At 56.0% G+C, this 15,899-nt stretch carries 13 protein-coding genes; 5 read left to right on the top strand and 8 right to left on the bottom strand.

What is annotated here, in order from left to right:
- Window positions 1-26: 26 nt before the first annotated feature.
- The 4 genes from SK50_RS18260 to ebgR all read right to left on the bottom strand — a co-directional run bounded on the left by SK50_RS18260 (window position 27) and on the right by ebgR (window position 6,176).
- Entirely contained in the window at window positions 27-1,463 is a 1,437-nt protein-coding gene (locus SK50_RS18260) for an amino acid permease (protein ID WP_017383487.1), read from the bottom strand.
- A gap of 53 nt (window positions 1,464-1,516) precedes the next feature.
- On the bottom strand, window positions 1,517-1,966 hold the full coding sequence (locus tag SK50_RS18255; protein WP_017692956.1) for a beta-galactosidase subunit beta: 450 nt from the start codon (window positions 1,964-1,966) through the stop codon (window positions 1,517-1,519).
- Window positions 1,963-5,046, bottom strand: coding sequence for a beta-galactosidase subunit alpha (gene ebgA / locus SK50_RS18250; protein ID WP_047642545.1), 3,084 nt, complete (start codon window positions 5,044-5,046; stop codon window positions 1,963-1,965). The genes SK50_RS18255 and ebgA overlap by 4 nt, the downstream gene beginning before the upstream one ends.
- Before the next feature lie 146 nt (window positions 5,047-5,192).
- Window positions 5,193-6,176 (bottom strand): transcriptional regulator EbgR, encoded by a 984-nt coding sequence (ebgR, locus tag SK50_RS18245; protein ID WP_015572215.1) that lies wholly within the window; start codon window positions 6,174-6,176, stop codon window positions 5,193-5,195.
- Between the two features lie 138 nt (window positions 6,177-6,314).
- Here ebgR and SK50_RS18240 point away from each other — a divergent pair, with 138 nt between their 5' ends.
- Window positions 6,315-6,647 (top strand): tRNA-binding protein, encoded by a 333-nt coding sequence (locus tag SK50_RS18240; protein WP_017383485.1) that lies wholly within the window; start codon window positions 6,315-6,317, stop codon window positions 6,645-6,647.
- Window positions 6,648-6,734: 87 nt separating this feature from the next.
- Here the strand turns inward: SK50_RS18240 and tkt are convergent, their stop codons facing one another.
- Together tkt and tal are read right to left on the bottom strand one after the other, a co-directional pair.
- Entirely contained in the window at window positions 6,735-8,723 is a 1,989-nt protein-coding gene (gene tkt, locus SK50_RS18235) for a transketolase (protein ID WP_015572216.1), read from the bottom strand.
- A 19-nt stretch (window positions 8,724-8,742) separates the two neighbouring features.
- Window positions 8,743-9,693: a transaldolase gene (gene tal / locus SK50_RS18230; protein ID WP_015572217.1), complete on the bottom strand. Its 951-nt coding sequence runs from the start codon at window positions 9,691-9,693 to the stop codon at window positions 8,743-8,745.
- Between the two features lie 286 nt (window positions 9,694-9,979).
- Between tal and maeB the strand changes: the two genes are divergently transcribed.
- Complete coding sequence (gene maeB / locus SK50_RS18225; protein ID WP_023295115.1) at window positions 9,980-12,259, top strand: NADP-dependent oxaloacetate-decarboxylating malate dehydrogenase; 2,280 nt, start codon at window positions 9,980-9,982, stop codon at window positions 12,257-12,259.
- An 84-nt stretch (window positions 12,260-12,343) separates the two neighbouring features.
- Here maeB and hemF read toward each other — a convergent pair whose 3' ends face one another.
- Together hemF and amiA are read right to left on the bottom strand one after the other, a co-directional pair.
- Complete coding sequence (gene hemF, locus SK50_RS18220) at window positions 12,344-13,243, bottom strand: oxygen-dependent coproporphyrinogen oxidase (RefSeq protein WP_048229791.1); 900 nt, start codon at window positions 13,241-13,243, stop codon at window positions 12,344-12,346.
- Complete coding sequence (gene amiA / locus SK50_RS18215) at window positions 13,243-14,118, bottom strand: N-acetylmuramoyl-L-alanine amidase AmiA (RefSeq protein WP_045328430.1); 876 nt, start codon at window positions 14,116-14,118, stop codon at window positions 13,243-13,245. The genes hemF and amiA overlap by 1 nt, the downstream gene beginning before the upstream one ends.
- 212 nt (window positions 14,119-14,330) lie before the next feature.
- Between amiA and SK50_RS18210 the strand changes: the two genes are divergently transcribed.
- The 3 genes from SK50_RS18210 to SK50_RS18200 all read left to right on the top strand — a co-directional run bounded on the left by SK50_RS18210 (window position 14,331) and on the right by SK50_RS18200 (window position 15,831).
- A complete protein-coding gene (locus SK50_RS18210; RefSeq protein WP_003861292.1) occupies window positions 14,331-14,756 on the top strand; it encodes a GNAT family acetyltransferase in 426 nt (141 codons plus the stop codon).
- Window positions 14,743-15,192 carry a DUF2919 domain-containing protein gene (locus SK50_RS18205; protein WP_045344321.1) on the top strand — a complete coding sequence of 150 codons (450 nt, stop codon included), beginning with the start codon at window positions 14,743-14,745 and terminating at the stop codon, window positions 15,190-15,192. Before SK50_RS18210 ends, SK50_RS18205 begins: the two co-directional genes overlap by 14 nt.
- Window positions 15,193-15,255: 63 nt before the next feature.
- The gene (locus SK50_RS18200; protein WP_015572220.1) at window positions 15,256-15,831 is read left to right on the top strand and encodes an RpoE-regulated lipoprotein; all 576 of its coding nucleotides are present in this window, start codon (window positions 15,256-15,258) and stop codon (window positions 15,829-15,831) included.
- Window positions 15,832-15,899: the final 68 nt, after the last annotated feature.

Below are 15,899 nucleotides of genomic sequence, written 5' to 3'. Positions count from 1 at the left end.
ATGAGATAAAATCCATGCCTTTTATTTCAGTTAATATTCGAGGCAGGTGATGCTTCAATTTGTTGTTGTTCTTTTGATAATCCGTTTACGTATTTGCTGTATTTCCACCAGGCAAATCCGAGGAATAAAACAATGCCACCGACGTTATAGAAAATAATCGTCAGAATATTGGCACCGGTAGGGAAAGTGGATGCCACAAAACCAATGGCGAAAATAACAATCAGCATCGACACTATGGTTATACCCGTGGTTCGTGAACCCATCCTGAAATCGCGCGGCAGGTGATCGAGCTTACGACGCAGGTTGAGGTAGGCCAGCATAATAAACAGCGGCGGTAACATGGAGGCCGCAGCGGTCATATTGATGACGGTGTTCATCAGCTCCTGCGCGGTACTGGAGCCCATGGTCGGGATAATCATCAGTGGGATCACAATCAAATACTGGATCCAGGCCGCGCGCGCCGGTACGCCGTTTTCGTTCAGCGCCACGGTTTTCGGACCAAAAATGCCGGTCGGGATCTCCGAGAAAAAGATTTTGACCGGCGTCGCCGTCCACATCAGCAGGGAACCGAACATGGCGGTAAAGGAAACCAGACCGACGAAACGGTTCATCAACACTTCCGGCAGGCCAAACCACACCGCCAGACCGTGGAACACCTGCACCGAACCCCCGGTAAACTTCAACGCTTTGCTGCTGATAAAGACGTTGATCAGTACCGAGGAGATGGAGTACAGCACGCCGATAAAGATCCCCGCCAGGATGATCACTTTAACGAAAGATTTCGAACCGCCTTTCACATCGTTTACGTACACCGCGACGGATTCCGCGCCCCCGGCAGCCATAAATATCCAGGTGGTAATGCCGAGGAATGCCCAGTTAAAATGCGGGATCATCGCGTCGACGGTAATCGGATCAGCGGGCTGCACCCCACCCATTAGCGCCGCGCCCGCCAGCAGAATGTAAGAGAGCGTCAGCAGCAGCATCAGCGTGGAGGTTACAGACGTAATTGGCCCCAGCATCTTCGCCCCGTTGGTGGAGACCCACGTTGAGAAGGCGAACAGCACCATACTTAGCACCGTTGTGGCAAATGGTGTGAGAATGTACTCATAGCCAAGAAAGGCATAAGAGGCATAGGCAATGACGCGCGGTAATAACGAGGTGAAGAAGAATAAATTCACGAACCAGTATGTATAAGCGGTAATAAATGCCCAGCGCCCGCCGAGTGAACTTTTTACCCAGGCATAAACTCCAGCTTCTGAGTTTTTATTCAACGAGACAAACTCAGCGATAATTAAGCAGAACGGGATAAAATAGAACAGGGTTGCTAAAAAGAACATCGGCGCGGAGGCAAGTCCGAGTTCGATATTATTATTGATCACGTTGTTAAAACTAAACACGGCGGCAAAGGTCAGCGACAGCAGGCCGAATTTGCCGATGGTATTGCGTTTGGTGGTTTCAGACATAACGTTTCTCCGGGTAAGAGGCTAGCGGTGCTTCATTGGCACCGCTCGTTTTTTTATTTGTTATGGAAATAACCGTCTTCGATGGTCACATTGAGAATGACTTTTTTGACCGGCTCCTCGCTGATAAAGCGATACGCCTCATGGTTCTCACAAATTACGATCTGCCCCTCGCGCACCTGTTCGGTGGTACCCATGCCTTTCAGGTATTCTCGATCGGTCTCATCGCGGTAACACTCCACTGTCTGAAGCGCATCTTTGGCGGCATATTCAATTTTCTGCGCGCCCTGAAGGTAGTAATGCACCTCGAAATAGCGGCGATGCCCGACAAACAGCGCGTCGGTGCTGGCATCATTGGTCACACGGTAGGCCAGCGAATCGCCAATCGAATGGGCTACGCCGGGCGAGATATTATCGATATTGTTAATGGCTTCTGAGCAGCGCTGCCATTTGCGACCCGTGCGGTAATGCTGTTGAAACTGTTCCAGGCTCTCAAGAACGATCATTTGTCTGCCTCGCTGTGCAAATCCATGGAGAAGAAACCGGTGCCGAATTGCTGGCGTGCCAGCGCCATCGAGGCGATGCGGCCGCCATTGAGCGGGAGCAATGTGAAGCCGTAGCGGAACGGACTGAACCAGACGCGCCAGCTCTCCAGTACCTCACTTCCCCAGGAATTGGAGCCTAAGCCCAGCACCTGGTGGTCAAGATTAAGCGTAATGTCATCGCAGCGGCGCAGTTCGTTGCAGTGCTGTGCGGCGTGAATGTTCTCAGCCGTGTAGTGCCAGGCGCTGAAGTGGAGAGGCTGTTGCGGTACGACCAGCACGCCGCTGCCATGACGATCCGCGAGGGAGGCCCAGCGCACCTGCTGACGGTTGCCATTGTTTTGCGGGAACGGATAATTTTCAAACATCTTATCAACCGTGGTGTGCCACAGGTCGATGGTGCTGGCCTGCTGGCTGTCCGGATAGTTTTCACCCGGCCCTCGCCCGTAGTAGCTCACCTGATCGAACCCGCCGTTGATGCCAAGCGTAAAGCCGATGCACGGAATGATGTGCGGGTACTCGCCGTAGCGCTCACCGCATAGCTCAACGTTGATTTGCCCGTCGGCGGCGATGCGCCAGCGATAGGTACAGCGCATGCCAAAATCAAACACTGGCGGGGCAATCAGGGTACGGGTGGTGACGATGACCGCATCGTTATGCTGCTCAACCTCGAAACCGCGCAGGTGCTCCTGCATGATCTGGAAATGATACGGCTGCCACAGCCCTTCATACTCCTGCTTATGGTTATCAATCATGGGCTTGAAGAAGTTAATCTTCGGCTCACGGGTAAGGTATTCCTCACCGTTCACCTGCCAGGCGCTGAGTTTTCCCGATACTTTAGAGAAGGTCGCGCGGAAGTTATGCCCGGTCACGGTGCAGCTCAGGCGATCTTCCTCCAGACGCAGCGGAGTGGCACTGGTGTTGATAAACGGTGTCGGGCGTGCCGTGCGGCCTTTTAACGGGAACTGATACACCGCGATCTCGTGCCCGACCTCGCTGTAGCGCGTGGGACTGTTTTTGATAATACGTACAGTCAGAAATGCTTCGCGCTCGTCCAGTTCCGGCACGTGCAGGCTGACGCTGCGGGAGCTGTTGGGGGCCAACCCGGTGATGTTCAGTGGCTCGCTGTGCAGCGTTTCACCTTCCGCACGCACCTCCGTGAGCAGGGTGTAATCATCCAGGCTGGTGAACCATAAGCGGTTATCAACGTGCAGCTCACCGTTTTGCCAGCGCAGTTTGACCGGGGCGATCACCTGCTTGTACTCACGCAAACCTGGCCCGGGCGTTTGATCGGAGTAGATCAGCCCGTCGAGGCAGAAGTTGTAATTATTGGGGTAATCACCGAAGTCGCCGCCATAGGCGTACCAGATGTTGCCGCTGGCGTCTGTTTTCTGAATACCGTGGTCGCACCACTCCCAGACATAATGCCCCTGAATGCAGTCGTGGCGATCGAACACGTTCTGATACTCGGTCAACCCGCCGGGACCGTTGCCCATCGCATGGGCGTATTCGCAGATAATGCGCGGTTTGGCGTGCGGGTATTCGCCAAACAGATTCATCAGCGGTACGCGGGTATACATGGTGGAGATAATGTCCACCACCTCGGCGTCGCGATCTTCTTCGTAGTGAAGCAGGCGAGTATCATCCAGCGCTTTTGCCGCACGGGCCATCGCGCGGATGTTACAGCCGTAGCCGGACTCGTTTCCGAGCGACCAGATGATGATCGACGGATGATTTTTCTGCGCGAGAATATGGCGTTCGATACGCTCAACGTAGACCGGCTCCCACACCGGATCGTCCGTAATGCGGCTCAGGTCGCCGACGTTGGCGAAGCCGTGAGATTCCACATCCGTTTCAGCCATCACAAACAGGCCGTACAGGTCGCAAAGCTCGTAAAAGCGCGGGTCGTTCGGGTAGTGGGCGGTACGTACCGAGTTGATATTGTGCTGCTTCATCAGGATCAGGTCGCGCTCCACGCGATCCATCCCCACCGCGCGGCCCCTCAGATGATCATTGTCATGACGATTGACGCCGTGCAGCTTCAGATAACGGTTGTTAACGTAGAACAGGCCGTCTTTCACCTTGATATCCCGAAACCCGATGCGCTGCGGGATGATTTCCAGCGTCTGGCCATGGTTATCTTTTAAAGTCATGACCAGATGATAAAGGTCCGGCGATTCGGCGGACCACTGGCGGGGATGCCTCACCTCAATGCTGAAGGCGGTTTCCGCACGCTCGCTGACGGTCAGGTTGTTGGTTGTTCCCTGGTGCAGCACTGTCTCGCCGTCGTACAGGGTATAATCCAGTTGCACACAGGCAGGGCGTGCAGCAAGGTTTTCCAGCTCAAGCTGACAGAAGAGGGTAGCGTCCCGGTATGCCTCGTCGAAGGTGGTTTTAACCGTGAAATCGCGGACATGCGTGAGTGATTTTCCCAGCAGGTAGACGTCGCGGAATATCCCCGCCGTCCACCACATGTCCTGATCCTCAATGTAGGTGGAATCTGCCCACTGCATAACCCGCACGCACAACAGGTTTTGCCCGCTGTGTACCGCATCGCTGATATCAAACTCGGCAGACAGTCGGCTGCCTTTGCTAAAGCCTATATAGCGGCCATTCACGTAGACTTCGAAATAGGTTTCGACGCCGTCAAACTTGATAAGGGTCTGTTTCTCTTGCCAGCTTTCAGAAAGCGTAAACCAGCGCTGGTATGCCCCGGTCGGGTTGTCTGACGGCACCCATGGTACGTCCACCGGGAAAGGAAAGCCTTCGTCGGTGTACTGCAACTGACCGTGACCTTCCATCTGCCACATGCCCGGCACGGTAATATCGCCCCAGTCGGCCATGTATTCTGAGGTAAAGTTTTCCGGGACAAGCAGCGGGTTCGTGAAGAAGCGAAAGTTCCACTTTCCGCTTAGCGACAGAAAGTGGCTGCTGGCTTCACGCGCAAACGTGCGCGCCCGGGAAACGGTGTCATAAGAGAAGAAGTACGCACGCGGCGGGAGCCGGTTTTCATGCGTGAGTTGAATATTTTCCCAGCGATTCATGTGATCTCCCTGTAGGGGTAAAACATCATTGCTGGAGATTTTAGTAAATATTTTACTAAATAAAATCAGTAAAACCGATTTGCTTTAACTCGATCACGAAATTAAAAAAGCCGGGCGTGCCCGGCGGGAGAGTTAACAGGTGGAAATCAGCGGGTGGTGCCGCGCAGCTTCAGTACGCTCGGGACAAAGACCTGAAGCGGTAGCGCGCGGCCATCGCGGGCCTTTTCCAGCAGCAGATTAACGCCCTGGCTGCCCATCATTTCAGAGTGAATGCGCACGGTGGAAAGAGGCGGGAAGGTAAAGCGGGCGGTTGGGATGTCGTTCACGCTGATCAGTGAAATATCTTCCGGGATCGCCAGCCCTTTTTCGTGGATGGCGCGTAACACCCCGATGGCGATGGAATCGGAGGCCACGAACAAGGCGGAAGGCCAGCACTGTTGTGCCAGCATGATTTTTGCCAGTTCATAACCGGACGAACTGGAAAAACCGCCGCGCCAGATGTCCTGTTCCGATACCACCCCTTTCAGGAGCCCGTACTCCACGAAGGCGGCTTCCCGAATATCAGCCTTGCCTGGCTCATCTTCGCCGCCGATAAAGCCAATCCGCTTAACTCCCTGAGCAATAAAGAAATCCACGATCTGCTTGCTGATGCGCGAAAGGTCAATATCGACAGAATCGTACTCGCTGCCTGGCTCGTGAAAGTCGATAAAACAGACGTTGTCGGTCAACGACATTGCCGCACGTCGAAGCGCAGGGGAGGGTTTGCCTACAATCAACACCCCGGTGAGCTTTTTCAGCTCCGGCAGGGTGGCATTAGCGTAGCAGTTACTCAGTTCGACCCCCAGTTTTTCGCACTGCGTCTCAATGCCGTGGCGAATGGCAAGATAGTAAGGGTCGTTGATCTCCAGTTCCTGCTGGTAGCTGTAGAGCGCCAGAATATGTTGCTGACCGGCAGCGACAGACTGCATTTTACGGGAGGTCGTGCTTTTGTATTCCAGCTTCTCGGCAATCTCGAGAATGCGGTGTTTCGTCTCTTCTTTCACATTCAGCGTCGGGTCATCGTTTAAAACCCGGGATACCGTTGCCAGCGAGACGCCAGCTTCCGTCGCGATGTCTTTCAGCGTTGCCATGTTTGTCCTCATTCCCCACGAGATAGCTTATTGTAAAGGATGCGTTCGGACATGCATTAATTTTTAGTAAATAACATCCCTGTTGCCCTCGCCAGTTACCATGTTAGTATTTAGTAAAATTTTACCAAGGAGGCAAAAGTGGAAACGGTAGCATACGATGATTTTGCAAAGCTCGAGATCCGCGTGGGGAAGATTGTTGACGTTAAACGTCACGCCAATGCGGACAAGCTCTATATTGCGCAGATAGAGGTGGGAGACAGAACGTTGCAAACCGTCACCAGCCTGGTGCCGTATTACCGGGAAGAGGAGCTGATGGGCAAAACGGTGGTGGTGTTGTGTAACCTGGCAAAGGCTAAAATGCGCGGTGAAACATCTGAATGCATGTTGCTCTGCGCGGAAACCGATGACGCCCGAGAAAGTGTGTTATTAACGCCGGAGCGGGTGATGGCGGCAGGGGTAAGAGTGGTGTGAAAAAGCCGGGTGGCGGCTACGCCTTACCCGGCCTACAAAGCCTCGAACCGCAGGCCGGGTAAACGACAGCGTCACCCGGCAAAAGCACTACAGCACGCTTAGCGCCTTCTCCACCACGTTCTCAACGGTAAAGCCGAAATATGGGAACAGCTTGTCGGCCGGGGCGGATTCACCGTAACCATGCATCCCGACAATTGCCCCTTTCAGGCCCACGTATTTGTACCAGTAGTCGGCAATGCCAGCTTCAACCGCCACGCGCGCCGCGACGTTTGAAGGCAGCACCGATTCGCGGTACGCCTCATCCTGAGCATCAAAGATATCCGTTGAAGGGAGTGAAACCACGCGCACCGCGTGACCCTCGGCGGTCAGTTTCTCCGCCGCTTTTACCGTGATTTCCACCTCGGAACCAGTGGCGATCAGGATCACGTCTGGCTTGCCGCCGCTGTCTTTCAGGATGTACCCGCCGCGGGCGATATTTTTCACCTGCTCCGGCGTGCGCTCGATCTGCGCCAGGTTCTGGCGCGACAGGATCAGCGCCGTGGGTCCGTTATGACGCTCTACGGCCAGCTTCCAGCCCACTGCCGCTTCCACCTGATCGCAAGGACGCCAGGTGCTGAAGTTTGGCGTTAAGCGCAGGCTCGCCAGCTGCTCTACCGCCTGGTGCGTCGGCCCATCTTCACCCAGCCCGATAGAGTCGTGGGTGTACACCATGATTTGCCGCGCCTTCATCAGGGCCGCCATACGCGCCGCGTTACGGGCATATTCGACAAACATCAGGAAGGTGGCGGTGTACGGCACGAAGCCGCCATGGTGGGCGATGCCGTTGGCAATGGCGGTCATCCCAAACTCGCGCACGCCGTAGTGGATGTAGTTCCCGGCAATGTCCTCCTTCAGGGATTTAGAGCCGGACCAGATGGTAAGGTTACTTGGCGCCAGATCCGCCGAGCCGCCCAGCAGTTCGGGCAGGATTGGGCCAATCGCGTTAAGGGTGTTTTGTGATGCCTTACGGGTGGCAATTTTCGCCGGGTTGGATTGCAGGTTTTCAATCAGCGCCTGGGTTTTCTCTTCCCAGTCTTCCGGCAGGCCGCCGCTCATGCGGCGGGTAAACTCAGCCGCCAGCTCCGGATACGCTTTTTTGTAGGCGGCAAACTTCTCGTTCCAGGCCTGCTGCGCTTTTTCACCTGTTTCGCGAGCATCCCAGGCCTTGTAGATCTCTTTTGGGATCTCAAAGGCCGGGTGTTTCCAGCCCAGTTTCTGGCGGGTCAGCGCCACTTCCTCTTCACCCAGCGCCGCGCCGTGCGCCTCCTCTTTGCCCGCTTTGTTCGGCGAGCCGAAGCCGATGGTGGTGCGGCAGATGATCAGGGACGGTTTGTCCTTCACGCTCTGCGCTTCCTGAATCGCTTTTTTCACCGCCTCTGGATCGTGACCGTCGATCTCGTGCACCACGTGCCAGTGATAGGCTTCAAAGCGTTTCGCCGTATCGTCGGTAAACCAGCCCTCGGTTTCCCCGTCAATGGAGATACCGTTGTGATCGTAGAAGCCAATCAGCTTGCCCAGCCCCAGGGTGCCCGCCAGAGAACAGACCTCGTGAGAGATCCCCTCCATCAGACAGCCGTCGCCCATAAAGACATAGGTATAGTGATCGACAATCTCGTGGTCGGGCTGGTTGAACTGCGCGGCCAGCGTACGTTCGGCAATCGCCAGGCCAACCGCATTCGCCAGCCCCTGGCCCAGCGGGCCGGTAGTGGTTTCAACGCCCGGCGTATAGCCGATCTCCGGGTGGCCCGGCGTTTTGGAGTGCAGCTGGCGGAAGTTTTTTAATTCCTCAAGCGGCAGATCGTAGCCGGAAAGGTGCAGCAGGCTGTAGAGCAGCATCGAGGCGTGCCCGTTGGAAAGAATAAAACGGTCGCGGTCGTACCAGGTCGGATCGGTAGGGTTGTGCTTCAGGAAGTCGTTCCACAGCACTTCGGCGATATCAGCCATACCCATGGGGGCGCCAGGGTGGCCGGAATTGGCTTTTTGTACGGCATCCATGCTGAGGGCGCGAATGGCGTTGGCGAGCTCTTTACGGGACATAGTTCACTCCGTGGCAAGGTTAAAGTTTGGCGGCGAGAAGATCTTCGAGTTTGCGCTGGTCGACGGCGAACTGACGGATGCCGTCCGCCAGTTTTTCCACGGCCATTGGATCCTGATTGTGCTCCCAGCGGAATTCCGCTTCGGTCATGGGTTTTGGTTTTGGCAGAACGGTGGAGGTTGGCACAAGCTTGCGGATCACCGTCTCTTCACTCTCCTGAAGCTTCTTCAGCAGGTCTGGGGAGATGGTCAGCCGGTCGCAGCCCGCGAGCGCGAGGATCTGCTCGGTGCGGCGGAAGCTGGCCCCCATCACGATGGTCTCGTAGCGGTGCTGCTTGTAATAATCGTAGATATTACGCACCGATTTCACACCGGGATCTTCGTCCACCACATACGGATCCATCGGCTGTTTCGCCTGATACCAGTCGTAGATACGTCCGACAAACGGTGAAATCAGGAACACGCCCGCTTCGGCGCAGGCACGCGCCTGGGCGAAGGAGAACAGCAGCGTCAGGTTACAGTTGATCCCCTCTTTCTCCAGCACTTCCGCCGCGCGGATGCCTTCCCAGGTGGAGGCAAGCTTGATCAGGATGCGTGATTTATCGATCCCCTGCTCCTGGTAGAGTTCCACCAGGCGGCGAGCCTTGCTAATGCTCTTTTCCTGGTCGAATGAGAGGCGGGCATCCACTTCGGTGGAGACGCGTCCCGGTATGCTTTTAAGAATTTCCGCACCGATATTGACCGCCAGCTTGTCACTGGCTTCGGCGACCTGCTGCTCCTGCGTTTTCCCGCGCTGTTTGCCGTAGGCAAGGGCGTCATCAATCAGATGACTAAAGTGCGCAAGACCGGCCGCCTTGAGCAGCAGCGAGGGGTTGGTGGTCGCGTCTTCAGGCTGGTAGTGACGAATCGATTCGATGTCGCCGCTGTCTGCAACCACGGTGGTAAATTGTTTGATGCCGTCTAGCTGGTTCATAATTACTCCTTGGAAATAAAAGAGTTAGTCGAGTGCGTCAGGTCACACTTCTGAGAAAATCATGATGGACTTAACAAAAAAGCATAGCAGACGGGGGAGGCATTGCTGTCTGAGACGGGTAACATGGCTGTTATAAATTGATAACAATTTTTATTCTGCAATGGTGAGAGTTTGGCAGCCTTCAAAGTTTAGGAGTCTGCCTGCGGCGATACTATGCGGCACACCAGGGTGTGCATAGGAACGTCAACATCACCCTTTTTGACCGAAACGTGAAAGGAATAACAAGATGGATGATCAGTTAAAACAAAGCGCTCTCGATTTTCACGAGTTTCCTGTTCCGGGTAAAATCCAGGTATCCCCGACCAAACCGCTGGCGACCCAGCGCGATCTGGCGCTGGCCTACTCGCCAGGCGTAGCTGCCCCGTGCCTTGAAATCGAAAAAGATCCGCTGGCAGCGTACAAATACACCGCCCGTGGCAACCTGGTGGCCGTTATCTCTAACGGTACGGCGGTACTGGGGTTAGGGAACATTGGCGCGCTGGCCGGTAAGCCGGTGATGGAAGGGAAGGGCGTTCTGTTTAAGAAATTTGCCGGTATCGACGTCTTCGATATCGAAGTGGACGAACTGGACCCGGATAAATTCATCAACGTGGTGGCGGCGCTGGAGCCGACCTTCGGCGGCATCAACCTGGAAGACATCAAAGCGCCGGAATGTTTCTATATCGAGCAGAAGCTGCGCGAGCGTATGAACATTCCCGTGTTCCATGACGACCAGCACGGCACGGCGATTATCAGTACCGCCGCCATTCTGAACGGTCTGCGTGTGGTGGAGAAAAACCTCTCCGACGTGCGCATGGTGGTCTCCGGCGCTGGCGCCGCGGCCATCGCTTGTATGAACCTGCTGGTGGCGCTGGGCATGCAGAAACACAACATCGTGGTCTGCGACTCCAAAGGCGTGATTTACAAAGACCGCGAGCCAAACATGGCGGAAACCAAGGCGGCCTATGCGGTGGAAGACGACGGCAAGCGCACGCTAGAAGACGTCATTGAAGGTGCCGACATTTTCCTCGGCTGTTCAGGCCCGAAAGTACTGACCCAGGAGATGGTGCAGAAGATGGCGCGCGCGCCAATGATCCTGGCCCTGGCGAACCCGGAGCCGGAAATTCTGCCGCCGCTGGCGAAGGCAGTGCGTGAAGACGCGATCATCTGTACCGGACGTTCGGACTACCCGAACCAGGTGAACAACGTGCTCTGCTTCCCGTTCATCTTCCGCGGTGCGCTGGACGTCGGCGCTACGGCAATCAACGAAGAGATGAAGCTCGCCGCCGTTCATGCTATCGCAGAGCTGGCGCACGCCGAGCAGAGCGAAGTGGTGGCCTCCGCCTACGGCGATCAGGATCTGAGCTTCGGCCCGGACTACATCATCCCTAAACCGTTTGACCCGCGTCTGATCGTGAAGATCGCGCCAGCGGTGGCCAAAGCGGCGATGGACTCTGGCGTGGCGACGCGGCCGATTGAAGATTTCGATGCCTACGTCGATAAACTCACCGAGTTCGTCTACAAAACCAACCTGTTTATGAAGCCGATCTTCTCCCAGGCGCGCGCTGACGCGAAGCGCGTGGTGCTGGCGGAAGGGGAAGAGGCGCGCGTGCTGCACGCCACGCAGGAGCTGATCACCTTAGGGCTGGCGAAACCGATCCTGATTGGTCGTCCGAGCGTGATCGAGATGCGTATCCAGAAGCTGGGCCTGCAAATTAAGCCGGGCGTCGACTTTGAGATCGTCAATAACGAATCCGATCCGCGCTTCAAAGAGTACTGGAACGAATACTATTCGATCATGAAGCGTCGCGGGATCACCCAGGAGCAGGCGCAGCGGGCGGTGATCAGCAACACCACGGTAATCGGCGCGATCATGGTTCACCGCGGTGAGGCGGATGCGCTGATCTGCGGCACCATCGGCGAGTACCATGAGCATTTCAGCGTGGTGCAGGAGATCTTCGGCTATCGCGAGGGTGTCCATACTGCCGGCGCAATGAACGCGCTGCTGCTGCCAAGCGGTAACACCTTTATCGCCGATACCTACGTCAACGACGATCCTTCCCCGGACGAACTGGCGGAAATAACCGTGATGGCGGCGGAAACCGTGCGCCGCTTTGGTATCGAGCCGAAAGTGGCGCTGCTGTCGCATTCTAACTTCGGGTCATCCAAATCCGCGGCGGCGTGCAAAATGCGCCAGACGCTGGACCTGGTGCGCGAGCGTGCGCCGGAACTGATGATCGACGGCGAGATGCACGGCGACGCCGCGCTGGTGGAGAGCATTCGTAATGAACGTATGCCGGACAGCCCGCTGAAAGGCTCCGCGAACGTGCTGATTATGCCGAACGTGGAAGCGGCGCGTATCAGCTATAACCTGCTGCGTGTGTCGAGTTCTGAAGGGGTGACCGTAGGGCCAGTGCTGATGGGGGTGTCAAAACCGGTACATGTATTAACGCCGATTGCCTCCGTGCGTCGTATCGTCAACATGGTAGCGCTGGCGGTGGTTGAGGCACAGACGCAGCCGCTGTAATTTTTACCCTCACCCTAACCCTCTCCCAAAGGGAGAGGGAATTTATACTCCCTCTCCCTTTGGGAGAGGGCAGGGGTGAGGGGGTTACACCCAGTCCCGAACCCGAATAAACTCACGCAAGGCAGCCTCCGGGCTGCCTTCTTTGGGTTCAAAGCTGTATTCCCAGCGCACCAGCGGCGGCATCGACATCAGAATGGACTCCGTACGCCCACCGGTTTGCAGGCCAAACAGCGTCCCGCGATCCCATACCAGGTTAAACTCCACGTAACGCCCGCGGCGGTACAGCTGGAACTCACGCTCGCGAACGCCGTAGTCGGTGTTTTTGCGGCGTTCGACAATCGGCAGATAGGCATCGGTAAAGCCTTCACTCACTGCGCGCATAAAGCTGAACGCGGTATCAAAATCCGGCGTGTTGAGATCGTCAAAGAACAGCCCGCCGATGCCGCGTTGCTCGTCGCGATGCTTCAGATAGAAATAATCATCGCACCACTTTTTGTATTTCGGGTAAACGTCTTCGCCAAACGGCAGGCAGAGGTCGCGCGCGGTGGTGTGCCAGTGCACGGCGTCCTCTTCGAAGCCATAGTAAGGCGTTAAGTCAAAACCGCCGCCAAACCACCAGACGGGATCGGCTCCCGGTTTTTCCGCGATGAAAAAGCGCACGTTGGCGTGGCTGGTTGGCACAAACGGGTTATGCGGATGCACCACCAGCGAGACGCCCATCGCCTCGAAGCTGCGGCCCGCCAGTTCAGGCCGATGCGCCGTGGCGGACGCTGGCATTGCATCACCGTGGACGTGGGAGAAGTTGACCCCGGCCTGTTCAAAAATACCGCCGTTACGCAGCACGCGGCTGCGCCCGCCGCCGCCCGCGTCGCGCTGCCAGGCGTCTTCCTGGAATTCACCGCCGTCTGCGGCGGCCAGTTTCTGGCAAATCGCGTCCTGTAGCTGCATCAGGAACGTTTTGACCAGCTGTGCATTCGGTTTCATCAACGTTTCCTGGAGTGTGCTTTTTGATTATCGAACCAGTTGAAATAACTGATGACCCCGGAGGCGATAGCGTTCGCGATCTTCTGACGAAACGCCGTGGTGCCGAGTAATCGCTCTTCTTCCGGGTTGGTAATGAACGAGGTTTCAACCAGCACGGACGGAATGGACGGGGACTTCAGCACCACAAACGCGGCCTGCTCGGTGCTTTTACTGTGCAGACGGTGCACGGGCTTAATCCGTTTGAGGATATGCGAGCCGAGCGTCAGGCTGTTTTTGATGGTATCGGTCTGCACGAGGTCAAACAGAACCTGCTGCAACAGATGGTCTTTGTCGGTGGCTTTTTTCCCGGCCACTTCATCCGCCCGGTTTTCGCGATCGGAGAGGTATTTCGCCATGGCGCTACTGGCGCCACGGTTGGAGAGGGCGAACACCGATGCGCCTGCGGCGGAAGGGTTTGTGAAGCCATCCGCGTGAATGGACATAAACAGGTCGGCGCCGTGCTTATGGGCAATTTCCACGCGATCGTACAGCGGGATAAACGTGTCGCCCGTGCGCGTCAGGCGGGCGTCAATGCCGTTGCTGCGTAAAATTGCGCGCACATTTTTTGCAATTGCCAGCACGACGTGTTTTTCTTTCGACCCGTTTCGGCCAATGGCGCCGGTGTCGATCCCGCCGTGGCCCGGATCGAGCATGACCAGACGCTTTGCGCCGGCTTTTTTGGTTTTCGGCTTGCTGTGTCCGTTACTGGTTTTAAGCGAGCTCTCTTCTTTTGCCTGAACCTGCTTTGCGATGCCTGTTAACGTTAAGGCCGCCAGCCCCGCTTTGAGAACCTGACGACGCGATGTGAGTGCTTTTAATGGTTTGAATGTGCTCATGCGGCCTGAATTGTAAAAATTGGGGTCCTGGTGTTATATCGTATCGCGTTTTGCGTGACGACATTCCTTATTGAGAATTGTTTTACTTTTCATTTCAATACGTGACAAAGTGACATTATGCCAAATTTTGGCGAGTTTTTCCCCGGTTATTGGCTAAATGCCCTGTTCACGCCATAATCACTGTTTTTAAACCCGAAAAGGCGGTTAATACCATGGAGATACGCGTTTTTCGCCAGGAAGATTTCGAAGAGGTGATCACCCTTTGGGAGCGCTGCGATCTGCTGCGTCCGTGGAACGATCCGGAAATGGACATCGAACGGAAGGTGAATCACGACGTCAGTCTGTTTCTGGTCGCTGAGGTCAACGGCGAGGTGGTCGGGACGGTGATGGGCGGGTACGACGGCCACCGCGGGTCGGCCTACTATCTGGGCGTGCACCCGGAATATCGCGCGCGCGGCATCGCCAACGCGCTGCTTAACCGTCTGGAAAAGAAACTGATCGCCCGTGGCTGCCCGAAAATCCAGATTATGGTGCGGGAAGATAACGACGTGGTGCTGGGCATGTATGAACGTCTGGGCTACGAGCACGCGGATGTACTGACGCTGGGTAAGCGCCTGATCGAAGATGAAGAGTACTGAGTTCCACCCTGGCGACTATGATGTTCACGGTCGTCTGCGTCTGCCTTTTTTATTCTGGTGCGTTCTGCTGTTGCAGGCCCGCACCTGGGTGCTGTTCGTGATGGCTGGCGCGTCACGCGGGCAGGGCGATACGCTACTGAATCTCTTTTATCCCGATCACGATGCGTTCTGGCTGGGGTTACTGCCCGGTGTACCGGCGGTGCTGGCGTTCCTGTGCAGCGGTCGGCGGCAGTTCCTCCCGCGCTTCTGGCGCGCGCTTCGCTGGCTGTTGATTCTGGCGCAGGTTGTGCTCCTGGCCTGGCAACCCGTACTCTGGCTGTACGGCGAGCCGCTTTCCGGTATCGGGATTGCGCTGGTGGTGGCGGATATTGTCGCGCTGCTGTGGCTGGTCACGAATCCCCGTTTACGCGCCTGTTTTACGCAAGAGTCAGATTAAAACGGCACTTTTTGCCGATACTGCACTCCAACAAGCGTTGATTTACTACGTAAGGACGTCTCAATGAAATCGCTGCGTTTACTTTTATGCGCTCTCCCGCTGGCGTTAACCGGCTGTTCCACGCTCTCATCCATCAACTGGTCTGCGGCCTATCCGTGGAACTGGTTTGGCTCTTCAACGGAAGTGACCGAGCAGGGCGTGGGCAAAATCACCGCGTCGACGGCGCTGGATCAGGATGCCATTCAGGAGGCTATCGGCAGTGATTATCGCCTGCGCAGCGGCATGAAAACCGAGAACGGCAACATCGTGCGCTATTTCGAAGCGTTGAAAGACGACAAGGTGGCGATGGTCATCAACGGCGATAAAGGTACGGTCAACCGCATTGCGGTGATGGATGAAGAGATCCCGACCTCAGGTGGCGTGAAGGTAGGTACGCCGTTTGGCGAGCTCTACCAGAAAGCGTTTGGCCACTGCGCCAGTGTGCCGTCGGATGACAGCGTGGCGGTCGAGTGTAAGGCCGACGGCAGCCAGCACATTAGCTATGTATTCAGCGGCACCTGGAACGGTCCGGAAGGGTTAATGCCGTCTGACGACACCCTGAAAAAGTGGAAAGTGAGCAAAATTATCTGGAAGCAGTAATTTGCGCCTGAGCAAGCCGCCTCGCTGAAATCCAGGTATAATAGCCGCCATCAATGCCACGCTGTCGT

The sequence above is a fragment of the Enterobacter sp. BWH64 genome, from assembly GCF_001037645.1.
Classification (GTDB): Bacteria; Pseudomonadota; Gammaproteobacteria; order Enterobacterales; family Enterobacteriaceae; genus Enterobacter; species Enterobacter hormaechei_C.
Note: the sequence above shows the minus strand (reverse complement) of the source record. Positions and strands in the feature narration are given on the sequence as shown.

Coding starts and splice junctions, on each gene's coding strand:
- SK50_RS18260 (WP_017383487.1), bottom strand. CDS start 1,463: ATGTCTGAAACCACCAAACGCAATACCATCGGCAAATTCGGCCTGCTG.
- SK50_RS18255 (WP_017692956.1), bottom strand. CDS start 1,966: ATGATCGTTCTTGAGAGCCTGGAACAGTTTCAACAGCATTACCGCACG.
- ebgA (WP_047642545.1), bottom strand. CDS start 5,046: ATGAATCGCTGGGAAAATATTCAACTCACGCATGAAAACCGGCTCCCG.
- ebgR (WP_015572215.1), bottom strand. CDS start 6,176: ATGGCAACGCTGAAAGACATCGCGACGGAAGCTGGCGTCTCGCTGGCA.
- tkt (WP_015572216.1), bottom strand. CDS start 8,723: ATGTCCCGTAAAGAGCTCGCCAACGCCATTCGCGCCCTCAGCATGGAT.
- tal (WP_015572217.1), bottom strand. CDS start 9,693: ATGAACCAGCTAGACGGCATCAAACAATTTACCACCGTGGTTGCAGAC.
- maeB (WP_023295115.1), top strand. CDS start 9,980: ATGGATGATCAGTTAAAACAAAGCGCTCTCGATTTTCACGAGTTTCCT.
- hemF (WP_048229791.1), bottom strand. CDS start 13,243: ATGAAACCGAATGCACAGCTGGTCAAAACGTTCCTGATGCAGCTACAG.
- amiA (WP_045328430.1), bottom strand. CDS start 14,118: ATGAGCACATTCAAACCATTAAAAGCACTCACATCGCGTCGTCAGGTT.
- SK50_RS18210 (WP_003861292.1), top strand. CDS start 14,331: ATGGAGATACGCGTTTTTCGCCAGGAAGATTTCGAAGAGGTGATCACC.
- SK50_RS18205 (WP_045344321.1), top strand. CDS start 14,743: ATGAAGAGTACTGAGTTCCACCCTGGCGACTATGATGTTCACGGTCGT.
- SK50_RS18200 (WP_015572220.1), top strand. CDS start 15,256: ATGAAATCGCTGCGTTTACTTTTATGCGCTCTCCCGCTGGCGTTAACC.